The organism is Erysipelothrix piscisicarius (assembly GCF_003931795.1).
GTDB lineage: Bacteria > Bacillota_I > Bacilli_A > Erysipelotrichales > Erysipelotrichaceae > Erysipelothrix > Erysipelothrix piscisicarius.
On the sequence record NZ_CP034234.1, the window covers coordinates 402,290 to 422,108 of the forward strand.

22 protein-coding genes are annotated in these 19,819 nt (G+C 38.1%); 20 read left to right on the top strand and 2 right to left on the bottom strand.

From position 1 onward, the window contains the following. The first annotated feature begins 21 nt into the window (after positions 1-21). The 4 genes from EEI45_RS01940 (at position 22) to EEI45_RS01955 (ending at position 2,630) form a co-directional block, all read left to right on the top strand. On the top strand, positions 22-876 hold the full coding sequence (locus EEI45_RS01940; protein ID WP_125163932.1) for a bifunctional 5,10-methylenetetrahydrofolate dehydrogenase/5,10-methenyltetrahydrofolate cyclohydrolase: 855 nt from the start codon (positions 22-24) through the stop codon (positions 874-876). Continuing rightward, positions 869-1,072, top strand: a complete 204-nt coding sequence (locus EEI45_RS01945) for a DUF951 domain-containing protein (RefSeq protein WP_003774276.1) — start codon at positions 869-871, stop codon at positions 1,070-1,072. Before EEI45_RS01940 ends, EEI45_RS01945 begins: the two co-directional genes overlap by 8 nt. Further along, on the top strand, positions 1,073-2,176 hold the full coding sequence (ychF, locus tag EEI45_RS01950; protein WP_125163933.1) for a redox-regulated ATPase YchF: 1,104 nt from the start codon (positions 1,073-1,075) through the stop codon (positions 2,174-2,176). It abuts the gene before it with no gap. A 130-nt stretch (positions 2,177-2,306) separates the two neighbouring features. Next, positions 2,307-2,630 (top strand): cyclic-di-AMP receptor, encoded by a 324-nt coding sequence (locus EEI45_RS01955; protein WP_125163934.1) that lies wholly within the window; start codon positions 2,307-2,309, stop codon positions 2,628-2,630. 30 nt (positions 2,631-2,660) lie between these two features. On the opposite strand, the gene EEI45_RS01960 is transcribed toward EEI45_RS01955, so the two are convergent. Then, a complete protein-coding gene (locus tag EEI45_RS01960; protein ID WP_125163935.1) occupies positions 2,661-2,840 on the bottom strand; it encodes a thermostable hemolysin delta-VPH in 180 nt (59 codons plus the stop codon). Positions 2,841-2,903: 63 nt separating this feature from the next. On the opposite strand from EEI45_RS01960, the gene EEI45_RS01965 reads away from it, so the two are divergent. Both EEI45_RS01965 and EEI45_RS01970 read left to right on the top strand, forming a co-directional pair. Next, a complete protein-coding gene (locus tag EEI45_RS01965; RefSeq protein WP_125163936.1) occupies positions 2,904-3,299 on the top strand; it encodes a VOC family protein in 396 nt (131 codons plus the stop codon). Beyond that, on the top strand, positions 3,280-3,636 hold the full coding sequence (locus EEI45_RS01970) for an MmcQ/YjbR family DNA-binding protein (RefSeq protein ID WP_125163937.1): 357 nt from the start codon (positions 3,280-3,282) through the stop codon (positions 3,634-3,636). The genes EEI45_RS01965 and EEI45_RS01970 overlap by 20 nt, the downstream gene beginning before the upstream one ends. A 20-nt stretch (positions 3,637-3,656) precedes the next feature. On the opposite strand, the gene EEI45_RS01975 is transcribed toward EEI45_RS01970, so the two are convergent. Further along, entirely contained in the window at positions 3,657-4,802 is a 1,146-nt protein-coding gene (locus tag EEI45_RS01975; RefSeq protein WP_125163938.1) for a hydroxymethylglutaryl-CoA synthase, read from the bottom strand. 260 nt (positions 4,803-5,062) lie between these two features. Here EEI45_RS01975 and EEI45_RS01980 point away from each other — a divergent pair, with 260 nt between their 5' ends. The 14 genes from EEI45_RS01980 (at position 5,063) to EEI45_RS02045 (ending at position 19,655) form a co-directional block, all read left to right on the top strand. After that, complete coding sequence (locus tag EEI45_RS01980; protein ID WP_125163939.1) at positions 5,063-6,241, top strand: acetyl-CoA C-acetyltransferase; 1,179 nt, start codon at positions 5,063-5,065, stop codon at positions 6,239-6,241. A 94-nt stretch (positions 6,242-6,335) separates the two neighbouring features. Further along, positions 6,336-7,781, top strand: coding sequence for a glutamate--tRNA ligase (gltX, locus tag EEI45_RS01985; protein ID WP_125163940.1), 1,446 nt, complete (start codon positions 6,336-6,338; stop codon positions 7,779-7,781). Further along, positions 7,759-8,991 (top strand): HD domain-containing protein, encoded by a 1,233-nt coding sequence (locus EEI45_RS01990; protein WP_125163941.1) that lies wholly within the window; start codon positions 7,759-7,761, stop codon positions 8,989-8,991. Before gltX ends, EEI45_RS01990 begins: the two co-directional genes overlap by 23 nt. Positions 8,992-8,993: 2 nt before the next feature. Then, entirely contained in the window at positions 8,994-10,214 is a 1,221-nt protein-coding gene (locus EEI45_RS01995) for an aminopeptidase P family protein (RefSeq protein ID WP_125163942.1), read from the top strand. Positions 10,215-10,311: 97 nt separating this feature from the next. Then, positions 10,312-10,713 (top strand): DUF1934 family protein, encoded by a 402-nt coding sequence (locus EEI45_RS02000; RefSeq protein WP_125163943.1) that lies wholly within the window; start codon positions 10,312-10,314, stop codon positions 10,711-10,713. Positions 10,714-10,716: 3 nt separating this feature from the next. Next, a complete protein-coding gene (rpoE, locus tag EEI45_RS02005) occupies positions 10,717-11,037 on the top strand; it encodes a DNA-directed RNA polymerase subunit delta (RefSeq protein ID WP_125163944.1) in 321 nt (106 codons plus the stop codon). A 107-nt stretch (positions 11,038-11,144) separates the two neighbouring features. Next, positions 11,145-12,767 carry a CTP synthase gene (locus EEI45_RS02010; protein WP_125163945.1) on the top strand — a complete coding sequence of 541 codons (1,623 nt, stop codon included), beginning with the start codon at positions 11,145-11,147 and terminating at the stop codon, positions 12,765-12,767. A 27-nt stretch (positions 12,768-12,794) separates the two neighbouring features. After that, entirely contained in the window at positions 12,795-13,661 is an 867-nt protein-coding gene (gene fba, locus EEI45_RS02015; RefSeq protein WP_125163946.1) for a class II fructose-1,6-bisphosphate aldolase, read from the top strand. Positions 13,662-13,859: 198 nt separating this feature from the next. Beyond that, on the top strand, positions 13,860-14,612 hold the full coding sequence (locus tag EEI45_RS02020) for a formate/nitrite transporter family protein (protein WP_125163947.1): 753 nt from the start codon (positions 13,860-13,862) through the stop codon (positions 14,610-14,612). A gap of 391 nt (positions 14,613-15,003) precedes the next feature. Further along, the gene (locus EEI45_RS02025; protein WP_125163948.1) at positions 15,004-16,134 is read left to right on the top strand and encodes a betaine/proline/choline family ABC transporter ATP-binding protein; all 1,131 of its coding nucleotides are present in this window, start codon (positions 15,004-15,006) and stop codon (positions 16,132-16,134) included. Then, complete coding sequence (locus tag EEI45_RS02030) at positions 16,127-16,768, top strand: ABC transporter permease (RefSeq protein WP_125163949.1); 642 nt, start codon at positions 16,127-16,129, stop codon at positions 16,766-16,768. Before EEI45_RS02025 ends, EEI45_RS02030 begins: the two co-directional genes overlap by 8 nt. Then, positions 16,758-17,363 carry an ABC transporter permease gene (locus EEI45_RS02035; protein ID WP_125163950.1) on the top strand — a complete coding sequence of 202 codons (606 nt, stop codon included), beginning with the start codon at positions 16,758-16,760 and terminating at the stop codon, positions 17,361-17,363. The genes EEI45_RS02030 and EEI45_RS02035 overlap by 11 nt, the downstream gene beginning before the upstream one ends. Then, the gene (locus tag EEI45_RS02040; RefSeq protein WP_125163951.1) at positions 17,360-18,253 is read left to right on the top strand and encodes a glycine betaine ABC transporter substrate-binding protein; all 894 of its coding nucleotides are present in this window, start codon (positions 17,360-17,362) and stop codon (positions 18,251-18,253) included. The genes EEI45_RS02035 and EEI45_RS02040 overlap by 4 nt, the downstream gene beginning before the upstream one ends. A 133-nt stretch (positions 18,254-18,386) precedes the next feature. After that, entirely contained in the window at positions 18,387-19,655 is a 1,269-nt protein-coding gene (locus tag EEI45_RS02045) for a UDP-N-acetylglucosamine 1-carboxyvinyltransferase (protein WP_125163952.1), read from the top strand. Positions 19,656-19,819 lie beyond the last annotated feature (164 nt).

Genomic DNA, 19,819 nt, shown 5'->3' on the forward strand with positions numbered 1-19,819 from the left:
ACGTTAATTGGAGATGATAACATGACAACAATACTTGATGGATTGGCTGTTTCAAAAGCAATTCGTGCTTCGTTAAAAGCAGAAACAGAAGTGCTTATTGAACAAGGGAAACGTGTACCTTCACTAACCGTTGTAATCGTGGGAAATGATCCCGCTTCACAAACGTATGTGAATTCTAAAGTAAAACAATGTAAGTCTGTAGGATTTTCTTCACAGGCGATTTCGTGTGAGGCGGATACATCTCAAGAAGCACTGCTTGAGATTATTAAGACCTTAAACCAAGATGATAATATTGATGGGATTTTGGTTCAGTTACCGTTACCGAAGCATATTGATGAAAATGTTATTATTGAAGCAATTGATCCGCTTAAGGATGTCGATGGATTACACCCCCTTAATGTAGGCTATTTAGAATTAAATCGTCCACGATTTGTATCCTGTACGCCGAAAGGGGTTATTCGCTTATTAGATTGGTATAATGTGGAAATTGAAGGGAAGCGAGCATTGGTGATTGGCAGAAGTCGCCTTGTGGGGAAACCTGTCGCAACACTGTTAACGCAAAAGAATGCGACCGTTACCTTGGCACATTCAAAAACAAAAAACTTAGAGGAACTCATTCGTTCTAATGATATAATTGTGGTTGCAATGGGAAAACCGGAAGCGATTCCCGCATCTTGGATTTCAAATCAACACGTACTCATTGATGTAGGAATTCATCGTATTGATGGAAATTTAAGAGGGGATGTAGAGCGTCAGGCTTATGAAATTGCATCGTATGCAACGCCAGTTCCGAAAGGTGTTGGACCGATGACCATTGCGAGCTTACTTGAAAATACAATGATTGCATATAAACTTAAGGAGTGTCAGAATGATTGATAAAACATATGGTTTAGGTGATATTGTACAAATGAAAAAAGATCACCCATGTAAGAAATCACAGTACTTTAAAATTACACGAATGGGTGCAGATATAAAAATTAAGTGCGAAGGATGTGGGTCTGTTATTATGCTCACACGTCAAGATTTTGAAAAAAAATTAAAGAAAGTAATTGAAAGAAACGAGGAATTATAGATGGCATTAACAGCAGGAATTGTTGGATTACCAAACGTGGGTAAATCCACAGTATTTAACGCAATCACGAAATCACAGGTTGAAGCAGCAAACTATCCATTTGCGACGATTGCACCAAACGTAGGTGTTGTAAAGGTAAACGATCCACGACTCGACACAATTCAAAAATTTATTGAGTCTAAGAAGATTATTCCCACAACGTTTGAGTTTACGGATATTGCAGGACTTGTAAAGGGTGCATCAAAAGGTGAAGGTTTAGGGAACCAATTCCTATCAAACATTCGTGAAGTGGATGCCATCGTGCATGTTGTACGTTGTTTTGAGAATTCAGATATTGTGCATGAACATGGTGTTGTTGGTGATCCAATCTCTGATATTGAAATTATTGAAATTGAACTCATGCTTGCGGATTTACAAAGTGTAGAGAACCGAATTTCACGTGTAGGACGTAAAGCAAAATCGAATGATAAAGAAGCAATGGCAGAAATGAAGTTATTAGATCGTGCAAAGGAAACGCTTGAAAATAACCGTCCATTAAGCGATCTCAATTTGTCAGAAGATGATGAAAAACTTGCTCGTACGTTCCATTTCCTAACTATTAAACCTGTTATTTATGTAGCGAATATCGATGAAGACAGTCTTATGGATATTGAAAGTAACGAAATGTACCAAAAGGTTAAAGCGTATGCAGAAGCGCGATCATGTCGTGTGATTCCTGTATGTGCAAAAGTTGAAGAAGATTTATCAAGTCTTGAAGATGATGAAAAAGCAGCATTCTTGGCCGATTTAGGGGTTCAAGAAAGTGGATTGGATGTATTAGTTCGTAATAGCTATGAAATCTTAAACTTACGCACTTTCTTTACTGCGGGTCCACAAGAAATTCGTGCATGGACTTTTGTGAATGGCATGAAGGCACCACAATGTGCTGGGGTGATTCATACAGACTTTGAAAAAGGATTTATCCGATCCGAAACGTATAATGTGGAAGATTTGGAAGCGTTTGGAAGTGAACAAGCAATTAAAGAAGCAGGAAAAATGCGCTCTGAAGGAAAAGATTACGTCATGAAAGATGGCGACATCGTACACTTTAGATTTAATAATTAATAAAAGACCCCTTACAAAGGTGGGAACTGACCTAGTTCCGTGATTTGTCGAGGGGGTTTTATGTAAATAAAAAAAGAACCATGGATTTATTTTATGGTATAATGAAACAAAGGTAAGAGGAGGGAATCTTATGAAATTAGTATTAGCTATTGTTTCAAATGATGACAGTACTGTAGTTTCAAATGCTTTGAATAAAGAAAACTATCAAGTTACACGTCTCGCTACAACAGGTGGATTCTTACGAGCAGGAAATACAACACTTATTATTGGTGTTGATGATGATCGCGTCGAAGGATGTTTGGAAATCATTGGTAATGAATGTAGTAAACGTACGGAAGTTGTACCATCTACAGCCTCATATGATATCGGACGTTACGCATCATTCCCTGTGGAAGTTCAAGTTGGTGGCGCAACCGTGTTCGTCATGGATGTAGAGCAATTCCATAAACTTTAAAAAAGAAAGAACGATCTCGTTCTTTCTTTTTTAAATTAATTCAAAATATTCTGGCCAGCGATATTCCCGAATGGGCATGGGCCGATTATTATCAAAATAGAGGACAAGCGCAGGCTTAATGCCATTCCAGTTATCCACAATTTCAAAATGAGTGAGATGCCCATCGGCGATAAGTTGTTTTGCTTTCGCATGATAATTAAAATAAGCCATGATTTCCCCTGCTTTCACCCCTATTCTATACGATTTACATGAAAATATAAAGGCGGTAATACGATGAAACTGACACCAAATCTAATGGTTACGAATGTGAAAGAAAGTATTTTGTTTTACCAAACCGTTTTAGAGATGAATGTTTATGATCAAGTGGATACGGATTCAGTCCCGATCTTCGCGATTCTTGGTCGCGGCGAAACAACATTAATGCTTGAAGAAAAAAATACATTGATTGAAGAATATCCAACACTTCATACAGATTCGATTAATCCTTCTTTAACACTTTTTATTAAAGTCGATGATGTAGAGGCGGAATACAAACGGCTCAAAACACATCCAAATTTAATAAAGACACTCCATAAAACATTTTATGATACATGGGAATTTGCGTTAACAGATCCTGATGGTGTCGTCATTACCTTTGCCGGAGGTTCCTATGAAACCGGAAAAAATTAAAGACGTATGCCTTCAAAATAAAGGAACGGTGTATGACTTTAAAGATGAGTGGAATGCGGAACGCGCTCTTGTAGGTGGGAAAATGTATATGATGATGGGAACCAATAAAGAGGGAAATTCAATTGTAACGGTGAAAGCGGAACCCAGTGAAGGGGCACGCTATCGTGAAATGTATCCAGGAGTCATCACTGAAGGTTACTATATGAATAAAGTTCATTGGATTTCAATTCGTATGGATAAGGATGTGGATGAACCACTCATTGAAACACTTATTAACGAGTCGTATGAACTTATCTTTAAGAGTCTAACTAAGAAAATACAAAGTGAGATAAAATAAAAAGTTCCGCAAGGAACTTTTTATTTTGTTTTGTAATAACGTCGGTGTTCGAAAATTGACTCGAGTGAATATTTCGAAGCATCACCTTCAAGCAATTGATGACTGCCATCTGTAACCAACCGTGATTCAAATTGTTTTTCATAATCAGGAATTGATAACTTTGTACGCTGATCAAGGTCATCTTGATGTGTCATGCACAAGTGTTTTTTGTAATTAGGTTGTAAGATCCCCGAGAAGAACTCGCCCACGGCACCAGAACCATAACTGTATAAACCAATACGATCTCCAGCATTTAAGGATCCTTGTTCGAGGAGACTAAGTAAACTTAAGTAGAGCGAACCGGTATAAATATTACCCACTTGACGATTGTAGAGTGTACTTGTTTTAAAGTTTTCAAACAATGCAGGGTGTGTTGCTTCATCTGCGATAAGTTTGAGTGTTTTTAATCCAAGTTTCGTATAAGGAATATGGAAACAGATTGCTTTGAAATCCTCAAGATTTTGATCTGTTTTATTTAAATAATCTTCATATACGGTGGTGAATAGACGTTGGTACTGCTCATTTGAGTACTTCCCATCTACAAAAGCAACATCACTATAATTCGGTCTCCAGAAATCCCAAATATCATCTGAAAAATAAGATGCATCTGCTTCAAGGGTCATGATTTTTGGATGTGCACTGACTAACATTGCGACTGATCCAACACCTTGTGTTGCTTCACCTCCGGTGTTAAGGCCGTATCGCGAAATGTCACTTGCGATTACGAGAACTTTTTTATTGGGATTTAAAGCGATATGTCCTTTTGCAAGTTGAAGACCCGCAGTTGCTCCATAGCACGCTTGTTTAATTTCAATACAACGGGCAAAAGGGTTAATCCCCAATAATGTATGAATTGAGGTTGCGCCTGCTTTTGATTGGTCAATACCGGATTCTGTAGCGAGAATCACAAGGTCGATGGCCTCTTTATCCGCATCATCTAATATTTTTGAAGCGGCATTCGCCCCCAAAGTAACGGTATCCTGTGATAGTGGACAGACAGCTTGTAGATCTTGTCCAAGTCCGAGAATATATTTGTTTGGATCAATCCCGCGTGCTTGCGCGAGATCCGCCATATCAATATACGTTAATGGGGCATAAAACCCTATTTTATCAAGTCCAATTTCCATGGAATATCTCCTTTTTCAATATGCTTTCATTATAATAGTCTCTTGGCTAATAAGCAAAAATTATGTGTAATTCAAGAATAATTCACACGAAGTAGGGTATTTTAGGCATAAACTTATGGTATCTTGTGTGAAAATGAGCGCTTTTTACGCTCAAATGGTAAACTAGGGTTCGAGATAGAGATAGGCGTTAAGGAAAATGTTGTGTTTATAAATTGTAAACGGTATAATTGTCTAGCCGACATTTTAGAAGGAGTGATTTTTTGCGAGACGTAGTTATAGTCAGTGCTGCGCGCACTGCGATAGGTAAATTCGGGGGAAGCTTCTTGAAGACTTCAGCGGTAGAATTAGGGACTGCAGTAATTAAAGAAGCGATTCATCGTGCAAAGATTTCGCCGGAAGATGTTGAATACGTAGTAATGGGTAATGTCATCCAAACTGGATTGGGACAAAACCCTGCACGACAAGCATCGGTGTTTTCTGGAATTCCATATTCAACACCTGCCATGACCATCAATGAGATGTGTGGATCGGGGATGAAGTCAATTCATCTTGGAATGCAATCCATTATGCTTGGTGAAAAGGATGTTGTAGTTGTGGGTGGTTTTGAGAATATGTCACAAGCGCCTCATATAATAAAAAATGGTCGCTTTGGTTCGAAATTTCAAAACTTAGAGACAGAAGATACAATTCAAAAAGATGGTTTTGTTGATGCGTTTACCAATGAGTTGATGGGTGTGACAGCAGAAACGGTTGCTGAACAGTTTCATATATCGCGTGAGGATCAAGATGCATTTGCATTAGAATCTCAAATACGTGCAACGCGTGCACTTGAGGCGGGACTGTTTAAAGATGAAATTGTTCCTGTTAATAACGGACGTGAACTTATTGATACGGATGAGTTTATCCGAACAAATTCAACCCTGAAAGGACTCCAACGATTAAAACCTAGTTTTAAATTAGACGGAACGGTTACTGCTGGAAATGCATCCGGGGTTAATGATGGTGCTGCTGCACTGATTTTAATGAGCCGTGAAAAGGCTGAAGCGATGGATTTAGAGATAATTGCGACAATTAAAGGTTTCTCAGAAGTTGGGGTTGAACCCGAAATCATGGGATACGCACCTTACTATGCTGTAAAATCTTTAGTTGAGAAAACAAATACTGATTTAAATACCGTTGATCGTTTTGAATTAAACGAAGCATTTGCTTCACAATCCTTAGCGGTTTGTCGTGACTTAAATTTAGATTTAGATAAAGTGAATGTTAATGGGGGTGCGATTTCAATTGGTCATCCAATTGGTGCATCGGGCGCGCGTATTATGGTTACTTTAATCTATGAATTAATTCATTCAAATACAAAACGAGGAATTGCATCGTTATGTATTGGTGGCGGCATGGGTGTCGCAATGATGATTGAACGTGAAGAACCTACTAAGTAGGTTCTTTTTTGCAGGGATTATCGCGGTTGTTTAATATTTAATCCTTGACATAACCATGCTATAATAGTATGGAATTTGGAAAGAGGTACTAAAAATGAAAAAAGTTAGAGTTAGATATGCACCAAGTCCAACAGGATTTCTTCATATCGGTAACGCACGTACAGCGTTATTTGATTATTTAGTGGCAAAACATCACGGTGGTGATTTTGTCCTACGTATTGAGGATACAGACATTGAACGTAATGTTGAGGGCGGTGAGGAATCACAACTTTATTTCTTAAACTGGTTAGGGATTGTACCTGATGAATCTCCAGACAAACCAAAACCAGAATATGCTCCATATCGTCAAATGGAACGTTTAGAAATTTATAATGAATATGTGGAAAAGTTATTAGCGAGCGGTGATGCTTACAAGTGTTACTGTACTACGGAAGAACTTGATGAAGATTATAAGCGTCAAGTTGCGGCAGGACACCAATCAACACGCTACAGCCGTACGTGTCTTCACCTTGATGATGAAACCAAACAACGTTATGAAACAGAACAACGTCCTTACTCTGTAAGGTTGCGCGTTCCAACGGATGCGACATATACTTTTAATGATATGGTTCGTGGTGAAATCTCATTTGAGTCAAAAGATATCGGTGACTGGGTTATTGTGAAGTCAAATGGTATTCCTACCTATAACTTTGCGGTTGTTATTGATGATCACTTGATGGAAATCTCCCATGTATTCCGTGGTGAAGAGCACATTTCAAATACACCAAAACAAATGATGTTATATGAAATGTTTGGATGGGATATTCCGCTATTTGGACATATGACTTTAATCGTTAATGAAAACGGTAAGAAGTTATCCAAACGTGATAATTCAGTTATGCAATACATCAGTCAATATAAAGATCAAGGGTATCTTCCTGAAGCAATGTTTAACTTTATGGCACTGCTTGGTTGGTCACCAAAGGGAGAAAAAGAACTCTTTACACATGAAGAACTCATTGCAGAATTTAGTGAGGATCGTTTATCAAAAGCGCCATCCATGTTTGATGTTACAAAACTTACTTGGATGAATCATCAATACTTAAAAGAAAAAGAAGATGGTGAATGGCTAAGCTTTGTGAGACCATTTGCGGAAGCAGCACACGATCTTACAAACAAAGACGAAGCGTGGATTGAAAAGTGTTTACTTCTCTTTAAAGAACAATTGCAATATGGTGCAGAAATCGGTTCATTAATCGAACCCTACTTTGTTGAACCAGAATTAACCGATTCAGAAAAAGAAGTTTTAGAGTGGGAAACAACACCTGTGGTTGCACAAGCATTCTTGAATAATTTACCAGAATCATGGGATGTGGATTCACTGAAAGAAGCATTTAATGCTGCGAAAACTGAATCTGGACTTAAAGGAAAACCGTTATTTATGGGATTACGTGTTAGTGCAACGCATCAAACACATGGACCTGATTTAATGAGTGCGTTATATCTTTTAGGTCGAGACGTTGTTGAAAAACGTTTAAATGAATACATCAATAAAATTTAAACCAACTTCCGAGCACAAGGTCTTACGAGATCCTGTGCACGGATACATTCATGTACATCATCAAGTTATTTGGGATCTGATTAACTCACCAGAATTTCAAAGACTAAGACGCATCCATCAATTAGGTGGAACAAATCAAGTTTATCATGGCGCAGAACATTCGCGTTTCTCTCATTCAGTTGGAGTATACGAAGTGGTTCGCTTAATGATTGAAAATGTGAACGGATTGTCGGATACACTTTCAGATTTGGAACATATTGCATTATTATGTGCCGGTTTGCTTCATGATGTGGGTCATGGCCCTTTTTCTCATGCTTTCGAATCTGTGACATCGGTTAATCACGAAAAGTTTACGGATCGAATTATTCTAGAGGACACACAGGTTCATAAGATTCTTGTTGAGGCGCATCCAGAGTTGCCGCAACTGGTTGCAGATATTATCGCGCACCGTCATTCGCGCAAACTCTTGACACAAATTATTTCAAGTCAATTGGATGCAGATCGCATGGATTATCTCCTGCGTGATTCATACTTTACGGGTGTTAGTTATGGTGAATTTGATTTATCTCGTATTTTAAGAACACTTATTGTAATTGATGATAAGCTTGTGGTAAAAGAGAGTGGAATTCATGCGGTTGAAGACTATATTATGGCTCGCTATCAGATGTACTGGCAGGTCTACCTTCATCCAACGTCACGAAGTTTTGAGATGATTCTTTTCGCAATTTTTGAACGAATGAAAGATTTGGTTCATGAGGGTAAAGCATTAGGGAATGAGTTATCGTTTTTCAAACCCTTTGTTTCGGGGGGGGAAATTAGTACTCAAGAACATTTTGAATTGGATGAATCGACCTGCTATGCCGGATTTATGTCCTTAACGAAATCTAAAGATCCCATCCTAAAAGACTTAGCGTTACGTCTTTTAAATCGTAAACTCTTTAAATATGAAGATCTCGAGTCTTCACAACAATTTGATGCGATTAAAGAACGGGTACAAAGTGCCGGTTTTGATAATCGCTACTATGTTATTAGTGATCAACAATCGCAAATCCTTTATTCACCTTATGTTGAAAATGGTGAAGAGGGGTTATGGGTTGTCCTAAAAAACGGTACACTTGTAGAATTAACCAGCGCATCCTCAATCGTTCGGGGATTCGCGACGGGTGAAAAGAAACAGGACGAAAAGATTTTCTACCCTGAGGAGGTATAATCATGAAAAAACAAACATATATCAATATTCGTGAAAAGGTGATGAATGAATTGCCTGAAAAGACAGTTACGTTTTTATTCAGCGGATGCGGCGTTCGTCGTTCAGCAGATGCGGAATACCCTTTCTCAGCGAATCGAAACTTTTATTATGTAACCGGTATTGAAGAACCTGAAGCGGTTGTTGTTTTTGAAAAAGAAACAAATCATGAAATCCTATTTTTACGTGAAATTAATCCAGACATGGAAAAATGGGTAGGATATTTTATGACAAAAGAAGAAGCGCAAACAATTTCGGGGATTGAAGATGTCCGTTACTTTAATGAATTTGATGCGTATGTAACATCAGTTTTAGATTCAGGACTCTCAATTGGAGTTGATATGGATCACGATACCATTGGCGATGTTGAACATTCATCCGGTCTTGTCTTTGCGGATGCGGTAGGCGAAGAAAATGTTGTGGATATTTTTGAATGTCTTGTACGTTGTCGCCAAATGAAACATCCTGAAGAAGTGGAAGCCATTCGTCACGCGATTGATGTAACGGATCATGCAATCAAAGCAATGGTAGAAGAAATGAAACCAGGTGCCAATGAAAATGACATGGCTGCGCGCTTTTTATATGAAGGCAATAAGGCCCACGGCGATTTAATGTTTGACACAATTTGCGCAAGTGGTAAGAATGCGACCGTGCTTCATTACATTTCAAACAATCAACCGTTAAATGATGGCGAACTTGTTTTACTTGACTTAGGCATTCGTGTTAATGGTTATGGTGCCGATATTTCTCGTACGTTCCCAATCAATGGAACGTTTACACCACGCCAAAAAGAAGTTTATCAAGAAGTCTTGAATACGTTCCACATCATTAATGAATCGGTTAAACCTGGTATTTCAATTATGGAATTAAATGAAATCTCAAAAGAAACATTAGGACAATCATGTATTAAACTCGGACTAATCGATAATATTGAGGAAGTAGGGCGTTACTACTATCACAGTATTGGTCATTCACTTGGTTTGGACACACATGATGTTTGGATTGATCGTGGCCAACCCTTAGTACCGGGTAATGTTATTACAAATGAACCGGGCCTCTATATCGCTGAAGAAGGTATTGGAATTCGCATTGAAACAGACCTACTTGTAACGGAAAATGGATGTGAAGATTTAGCCCCACAAATCATGCGAGAAATAAGTGAAATCGAAGCGTATTTTGTGAAGTAATGTGAATGTAAAATGAAAGTGTGTGTATTGAAGCACACTTTTTTACTTTATGTAATAAACATGTTGACATTGTTGTTCAAAGCCATATAATACATAGGTGAAATACGTAAGGGGGATCTCCATTAAAACTAAAGTCACTATTAAGCAAAAGTCTCGTGATGAATCCATTCATCACACCGATACCCAAGCCGATCTCATAAACTATGGACCGTATCAACGCATAATGTATGACGAAGAAGATGCATATGTTATTCTTGATTTCACCAATGATGAAGTATCATTTAAGCGGCAAGGGGAATGGTTAACACAAGGTGTTTTCTGTAAAGGCGAACAAACAGAGTTGCTCGTCTCAAGCGCACAGGGAATTATCGTGTTCGAGGTTGAAGTAGAAACATTAGAAATTAGAAGTGGTCTTCTTTATATGAGGTATCATTTGAAGCAAGCTGGGTCACACGTTGATACGCTTGAATTCGAATGTAGGTGGGAACCGGAGGTATAAACTATGTCATCAAAATCATTAAGTGATATTGCATATGAAAAATTAAAACGAAAACGTAAGGAAATTGTATTTAGTAAATTATGGAAAGAAGTCGCTGAAGAAGTGAATTTTTCTGAGGAAATTTCAAAACGAAAAGTGGCATCATTCTATAATGCAATGATGATGGATTCACGATTTATCTCATTAGAAGGAAATAAATGGGATTTACGCGAACGTCATACTTTAGAAAGTTTACAAATCGACCCTGATTTATTAGATACTTATGACGATTATGATGAAGATTGCGAAGAATTTGAGATTGTTCCAAGCATTGAAGAAGAATAATTGAAGTCTTTGGTTGAACTCATATATTAAGTTTGCTAAAATATAAAAGGGCAGCAGCTTCCAAATTTATTGGGAGCTTTTATTTTTGTAGTAGAAGGAGATTAGACATGGCAACAAAGTATATATTCGTAACCGGAGGTGTTGTATCCGGAATTGGTAAAGGAATTATCGCTTCATCGATAGGGCGATTGCTCAAAAATCGTGGCATGAAAGTGTTCATGCAAAAGTTTGATCCATACATTAACGTAGACCCAGGAACAATGTCACCATACCAACATGGTGAGGTTTTCGTAACGAAAGATGGTGCCGAAACAGACTTAGACTTAGGTCACTATGAGCGCTTCATTGATGAAGAGTTAACGAGAAATGCCAGCATTACTACAGGTCGTGTCTACTCAAGTGTTATTAATAAGGAACGAAAAGGTGCATATTTAGGTGCAACAGTTCAAGTTATTCCACATATCACAGATGAAATTAAAAATAAAATCTATGATGCTGGAAAAGAATCGGGAGCGGATGTTGTTATCACTGAAATTGGTGGTACAGTAGGGGACATTGAATCACTTCCATTTTTAGAAGCGGTACGTCAAGTCCATGCGGAAAATAAAACTGAGGATGTTGTGTTTGTTCATACAACACTCATTCCTAAGGTTCCTGCAAGTAACGAATTCAAAACAAAACCAACACAACATAGTTTTAAAGAACTCATGTCACACGGTATCAAAGCAAATATTATTGTTACACGTTGTGATGAGCCTTTAACACAAGATATGAAGAATAAGATTGCGCTTTTCTGTGATGTGAATGAGAATGGAATTATTGAATCACGCAATGTGGAAAACTTATACGAACTTCCACTTTCTTTCGAAGCGCAAGGACTTGATAATTATATTCTTCATAAATTTGGTTTAGGTGATTTACCTGCAGCTGACATGACAGAATGGTCTGCGATGATTGACAGTGCAAAAAACCTACAACATAAAGTTAAAATTGGTCTTGTTGGGAAGTACGTTCAGCTTCATGATGCTTATTTATCTGTGAGCGAAGCACTCTTACATGCGGGTTATGCATGCAGCAGTGAAATTGAAGTTGAATGGATTGACTCAGCTGAGATTACAGCCGAGAATGTTACAGAAACACTTAAGGGGTTAGATGGTATTCTTGTACCTGGAGGATTTGGATTACGTGGTGTAGAAGGTAAAATTTTAGCCGCGCAATATGCACGAGAAAATAATGTTCCGTACTTTGGAATTTGTTTAGGAATGCAAGTAGCGATGATCGAGTTTGGTCGTAATGTATGCGATTTAGAAGGTGCACATTCAACCGAACTGGTACCGGAAACGAATTATCCTGTAATTGATCTTATGGAAGACCAATTACAACACACAGATCTTGGTGGTACATTACGTTTAGGTAATTATTCATGTCAACTTGATCATGAGGGTAAGGTGTATGATCTTTACAATCATGAGGATGTTATTTTTGAACGTCATCGTCATCGTTATGAATTTAATAATAAATATCGTGAGCAATTTGAGAAGGCTGGAGTACGCTTCAGTGGATTAAGTCCTGATGGTCAACTCGTGGAAATTATTGAGCTTAAAGACCATGATTATTTCGTGGCATGTCAATATCATCCAGAGTTTAAGTCAAGACCAAACCGTTCACATCCATTATTCTACGGATTTGTGAATGCGTCTTTGCAATTTGCGAAAAAAAGAGTAGAATAGATATATAAATAGGAGGAATTTATTATTATGGCATTAGTATCAGCTAAAGGCATTTTGGAAGCAGCACGTGACGGACACTACGCTGTACCAGCAATCAACATTAATAACTTAGAGTGGACAAAAGCAGTTCTTCTTCAAGCAGAAGAAATGAAATCACCAATCTTGTTAGCAGTATCAGAAGGTGCTGGTAAATATATGACAGGTTACAAAACAATCGTTGGTATGGTAAACGGTATGTTAGAAGAACTAAATATTACAGTTCCAGTAGCATTACACTTAGACCACGGTAGTTTTGAAGGTGCTAAAGAATGCATCGAAGCAGGATTCACATCAGTAATGTATGATGGATCACACTTACCATTCGAAGAAAACTTAGCACAAACAAAAGCAATCGTTGAATTAGCACATTCAAAAGGTGTTTCAGTTGAAGCTGAAGTAGGTTCAATCGGTGGAGAAGAAGACGGAATCATCGGTACAGGTGAACTTGCAGACCCTGCAGAATGTAAAACAATCGCTGACACAGGAATTGATTTCCTAGCAGCTGGTATTGGTAACATTCACGGTAAATACCCAGAAAACTGGGCAGGTTTAAGCTTTGAAACTTTAGAAGCAATTAAAGCTGCTACAGGAAGCATTCCTTTAGTATTACACGGTGGTTCAGGAATTCCTGAAGACCAAATCAAAAAAGCAATCGCATTAGGTGTTTCAAAAATTAACGTTAACACAGAATGTCAATTAGTATTTGCTGAAGCAACACGTAAATACATCGAATCAGGTAAAGATTTAGAAGGTAAAGGATTTGACCCTCGTAAACTTTTAGCTCCAGGTACCGATGCAATCCGTGCAACAGTTAAAGAAAAAATTGATATGATGGGTTCAGCTAACAAAGCTTAATTCGATACATATATAAAACCATTGGCATCGTATGATGTCGATGGTTTTTTTGTGCAATCATGTCGGTTATAAACAAAGTTGACCAAACTGAAACCGATTTAAATTAAAGATGCGTTAATATTCACAAACTTTGTGGATGTACCCTTGAATTGCCGGCCATCTCAACGTAAGATTACATTTGGAACTTGGAGGAGACTTATGTATTCATTAGATGAAACGGTTGAACGTGTATCCGATTTAGGGGTTGTGAAGGTACATAAAACCTTAAAGCAACAATGGATTCTTGGATTTATTGCTGGGGCAATGATTTCGTTAGGGTATCTTGCCTATATTAAAATCGTAGCGACTGTAGATGGCGGATTTGGAAATGTTTTGGGTGCTAGTGTATTTCCGATTGGTTTAATTGTGATTTTGCTTGCCGGGGGAGAATTAATTACAGGTAATATGACCGTAGTGGGAACGTCTTATGCAAATCAAAAAGTTACATTAAAAGAACTCGTGATGAATTGGGTTGTTATTACACTTGCGAACTTGGTAGGGGCTGTGTTTGTGGCGTTGGTTTTAGGACGTGGAGAGCTGAGCCATTACAGTGAAACGGTAAATCGTTTGGCAATGGGTAAAGCATCGTATTCCCCATTCGCGACTTTAATCTCAGGGATTGGTTGTAATTGGTTTGTAGGTTTAGCGGTATGGCTTAATGTCGCAATGAAAGACGGTGCTGGAAAGATTATGGGGATTTGGTTTCCAGTTATGGTTTTTGTTTTGCTTGGTTTTCAACACAGTGTTGCGAATATGTTTTTATTAACTGCAGGGATGCAAAATGGTGTGATTCAATTTTCTGAATTCGCATCAAATATTTTATTTTCCTATGCAGGTAATATCATTGGTGGTGCAGTTTTGGTAGGCTATCTCTATACTCAGGCATCTCATGCAAAGAATCACAATCTGTGATTCTTTTTTTGCGTATGTGCATGTTTTACGCTGTTTCGTATGGATATCAATGATCTTGGATAAAAGATGCCATGCATGTGTTTTGGACGGATAGGGACGCTGTATTGAGCTTTCAGTCCATTTTATTTAAAAATCGGAAGTCATTTATGTACAAACTATTCTTGAAAAATTGAAGCTTATTTTGAAGTTTTCTTGAATTGATTACGGAATGAAAACAGGCGTAATTTGTTTCAAAGTGTATTTTGCGTTATACTATTTATATCATTATGATTAAAAACATCATAATTGACTCTTAATTAAGTTGTGCTTGAATCAACATTCTGAATGAATTTTAAGGGAAATGTCGCGTACATTTTTTTTATGCGACAGCATTAAAATAGGAGGAAAATATATGATCGAATACAGAAATGTTAAGAAGGTTTATAACGACAAAGTCGTTATTGAAAACTTAAATCTAAAAATAAATCAAGGCGAATTTGTATGCCTTATCGGACCATCAGGTTGTGGAAAAACAACAACATTGAAGATGTTGAATCGGATTATCAAACATGATGGTGGGGAAATATATATTAAAGGTCAAAAGATTGATGACATGAATGTCATTGATTTACGTCGAAATATTGGCTATGTCATACAACAGATTGGCCTTTTTCCAAATATGACTCTCGCAGATAATATTGCGATTGTACCAAGGCTTTTGAAGTGGGATGAACAACGTATTGATGAACGGGTACGGGAGTTAATGCCCCTTGTTGGAATGCCTTATGAGACTTATGCCAGTCGTTATCCATCCGAACTTAGTGGTGGACAACAGCAACGTATTGGTGTATTACGTGCACTTGCCGCAAACCCTCCCGTGATTCTTATGGATGAACCATTTGGTGCATTGGATCCCGTAACGCGTGATGCTTTGCAAGATGAAGTGAAGTCAATTCAAGAAAAATTAGGTATTACCATTGTCTTCGTTACTCATGACATGGACGAAGCCATAAAAATGGCAGATACAATTGTCTTTATGGAAGGTGGAAAAATTGTTCAAAAAGCAACACCCGAAGAGATGTTACGTCATCCTGCTACCAAGCAAGTTAAACAGTTTATGGGAAAACAGATGCACGAGAATGGGTCTTCATTTGATTTGACGTGTGGAGACTTAATGAAACCGAATGTCTTTAAAGTGTTTGAGCGAAGACCGATTCTTGAATGTCTGGGGTTAATGCGTACCCGTGATTTAAACAGTGTTGTGGTGGTGGATGAAGCGAAGAGATATTTGGGGGTTGCTTGGATTGATGAGATGATTTCAAAACGCGATACCTATCAACGGGTGTCGGAAGTTGTTGAACGAAGTGTGCCAGCCTTTAATCAAAATGAGGATGCCCAACAAGCAATTGGTGAAATTACCGAAAATAAACGCGATTACGTTATTGTGATTAACGATGATCGTGAGGTGATGGGGATTATTACACGGGGTTCGATTGCACGAAGTCTAACGAATGTTGTTTGGGGTGGTGATAGTAATGAGTAGTGCATTGCTTCCCGAACTTTTAAAAGCAATCATGACACATATTAAATTTGTCGTGGTCGCAGTTACGTTTGGATCCCTTATCGCAATCGTTTTAGCCTCAATCCTATCCCGTTTTAAAACGATTTCTAAGTATGTGATGCCCATAATTGGATTATTTCAAACCATTCCAGGAATTGTTTTTATCGGGGTGCTTTTTGTATATACCGGGATGCGTCCGAAGACCATCTATATTGCCCTTACGGCATATGCGATTTTTCCAGTCTTAAAAAACACTTATGCAGGAATTTTAGATGTGGATGCAAGTTATGTCGAAGCGGCACGAGGTATTGGTATGACCCAATGGCAGTCACTTTTAAAGGTTGAATTGCCTATGGCGGTGCCTTCAATCTTTGCAGGTATTCGAATGTCCACAGTTTACACCGTAAGTTGGGCAGTCCTTGCGGCGATGATCGGTCAAGGTGGACTGGGCGTATTTATTTATCGAGGCATTGATACCAATGTTCAAGAAACAATCTTAATTGGAGCGATTCCATCGGCTATCCTTGCAATTCTTATGGGATACTTTGTAGATTATCTTCAAACAAAATTTATGCCTAAAGGCCTTATAACAGGAGGTACACATCATGACCGTTAGTATGGTTTTAGAACATCTATTTCTTGTTTTAGTATCTGCTTTTTTTCTTTTAATCTTAGGTCTTATGATTGGGATGATTGCGTATGTCTATCCAAAATTTAAGAAACCGATTTTATTAATCGTAGATATTCTACAGACAATTCCAACACTTGCGATGTTGGGGATTTTGATGGCCTTTTTTGGGCCCACAAAGAAAACTGTGATCATTGGTTTGGTGCTGTATTCATTACTCCCCGTTGTATTAAATACTGTTACAGGATTGGAAAGTGTTGATCCGGGAATTCGTGAAGCAGCCCAAGGGATGGGAATGACGAAAATTCAAAGGCTTTTCAAAGTTGAATTACCCATAGCGTTTCCATTTATATTCTCAGGAATGCGTATTGCAGTCGTGACATCGGTAGGGGTTGCGGTATTTGGTGCGCTTGTGGGTGGTGGCGGATTGGGCTCCATTTTATACCGCGGTGTCCGTACACAAAATATGAAACTATTGGGTTATGGAACGCTGGCCTTGGTCGTTATATCCCTTGTGATTGATACCGCGATGGGACAGTATGAAAAACGTCTGATCGCCAAGCAAGGAGGAAAATCGATATGAGAAAAATAATCATCTTAGTCGTTGCGCTTCTCGCTCTAAGTGGTTGTGGAAGCCGTCAAGAGGGTGATCTTGTAATTATTGATGGGGATATTGCGGAGATGAATGTTGCGACCTACATGGCAAAAATCATGATCGAAACGCATACAGATTACTCGGTGTATATCCAACCATCGATGGCATACAATTTAGCCTTTGATCAAATAAAAAGAGGTGCCATGGATATGACATTAAGTTGGGATGGCACTGTACTTACAACATTTTTAAAACAGGATCCTCAGGATATTCCATCAAGTCAATCGCTCTTTGATTTCACAAACAATCTCGCTCAAGAAAATGCAAACGTAAAATTACTCGAACCACTAGGATCTGCGAATTCTTATGTTGTTGCAATTACGGATGAACTTTCCCAGGCCTATAATATTAAAACAATCTCAGACCTTAAACCGCTTGCTCAAGATCTAATCTTTGCGGCAGAGCATTCATTTTTTGATGATAACGGCTCGGTTCGTTATAAGCCCTTAACGAAGTTTTACGATATGGATTTTAAAGAAGCGAATTCAATTGATATTGGCTTAAAACTTGCGGGCTTGGTTAGTGATAATATGGATGTGACTTTGGTGACAAGCGCGGATGGAATGGTGAATCGTTATCCTGTCACAATGCTTGAAGATGATCTGAATTTCTTTCCTCGTTATCAATCCGCTTTTCTTGTTCGAGCGGACTTAGAACACGATTTTCCAGGGGTTGAAGCGGTATTGGAAAAACTTTCAAATTCAATTACGACAGACGAATCACGACATCTAAACTATCTTGTGGATGTAGAAGTTAAAAACCCTGAAACCGTTGCGCGCGATTTTTTAATTCAAAAAAATTTAATTCAAAAACCTTAAATAATTTATTTAATACCTATGTACCGATCTCATTTGATATTCATAATCTAAGAATATCAAATGAGATCGGTACATAGGTATATTTTCTATTCATTATCGGTTATAATATCAATGGACAAAAGGAGTTGTTTGAATGGCAAAAGTTATAAAAATTGAAGGTGGACATCGTTTAAACGGCAAGGTAAGAATTAGTGGAGCAAAAAATGCTACAGTGGCATTGATTCCTGCAGCCATTCTCGCATCTGATAGTGAAGTTAATATTTATGGCGTTCCTAATATTTCGGACGTTGAATCTTTATCAGTATTATTAAGAGAACTTAATGTAAATGTATCCTCCCCAACCCCTGATCATTTCCAAATTAATACAACAGGTATGAAAAACGTGGATTTAGATCATGAAGCAGTTACAAAATTACGTGCATCATATTATTTTATGGGAGCACTTTTAGGAAAATATCGATATGTAAAAATGCAAATGCCGGGCGGGTGTTATCTCGGACCGCGTCCTTTTGATTTGCACTTAAAAGGATTTGAAGCACTGGGTGCTTCCATTGAATACAAGCATGGTTTATATGAAATCTCAGCGGAGCGTCTTGTTGGCGCGAAAATTTATCTTGATTTTCAATCTGTTGGGGCAACAATCAATATTATGCTTGCAGCAGTTTTAGCTGAAGGTAAAACAATCATTGAAAATGCTGCGAAAGAACCTGAAATTATTGATGTCGCAAACTTTTTAAATAAGATGGGTGCGAATATTCGTGGTGCAGGTACAAACGTGATTACCATTGAAGGTGTAGAACGTTTGACGGGTAAGCCACATGAGATGATTCCGGATCGTATTGAAGCGGGAACCTATATTATTATGGCAGCAGCGGCTGCGGATGATATGACGATTGAAAATATCATTCCTCAGCACTTAGATGCTTTGATTTCAAAACTTATTGAGATGGGTGTTGATATTGAAGTGGGTGTGGATTATGCTCGCATTCGAAAATCTGATAAACCGCTCGAAGCAATTGATATTACAACACAAACCTATCCTGGTTTCGCAACAGACCTCCAACAACCGTTAACGGCACTGCTTACACAAACGCACGGCCATTCCACGGTTAAGGAAACAATCTATGCTGAGCGATTTAAACATTGTAATGAATTAAACCGCATGGGCGCAAACATTCAATTGATTCCTGCGCAAGCATCAATCGAAGGTCCTTCGAAATTATATGGATCTAAGGTAGAAGCAACGGATTTACGATGCGGAGCATGTCTTGTGATTGCGGGATTGATCGCCGAAGGTGTCACTGAGATTAGTGAAATCTATCATATTGATCGTGGTTACGACGATATTGATAATAAACTCACTGCTTTAGGTGGCGTTATTTGGCGAGAAGATAAAGCGTAATACGAAAACTTAATCTTTGTGAAATCAAAACGTTTGTATACTAAGTACAAACGTTTTTTTGTGAAATACGTGAATTTGTGAACATTGTTATTTCAGTAAACGCTTACAAAATAAGCCTTAAGCATGTACATTTTAAGATATATGATACACTTGTATTACTAAAA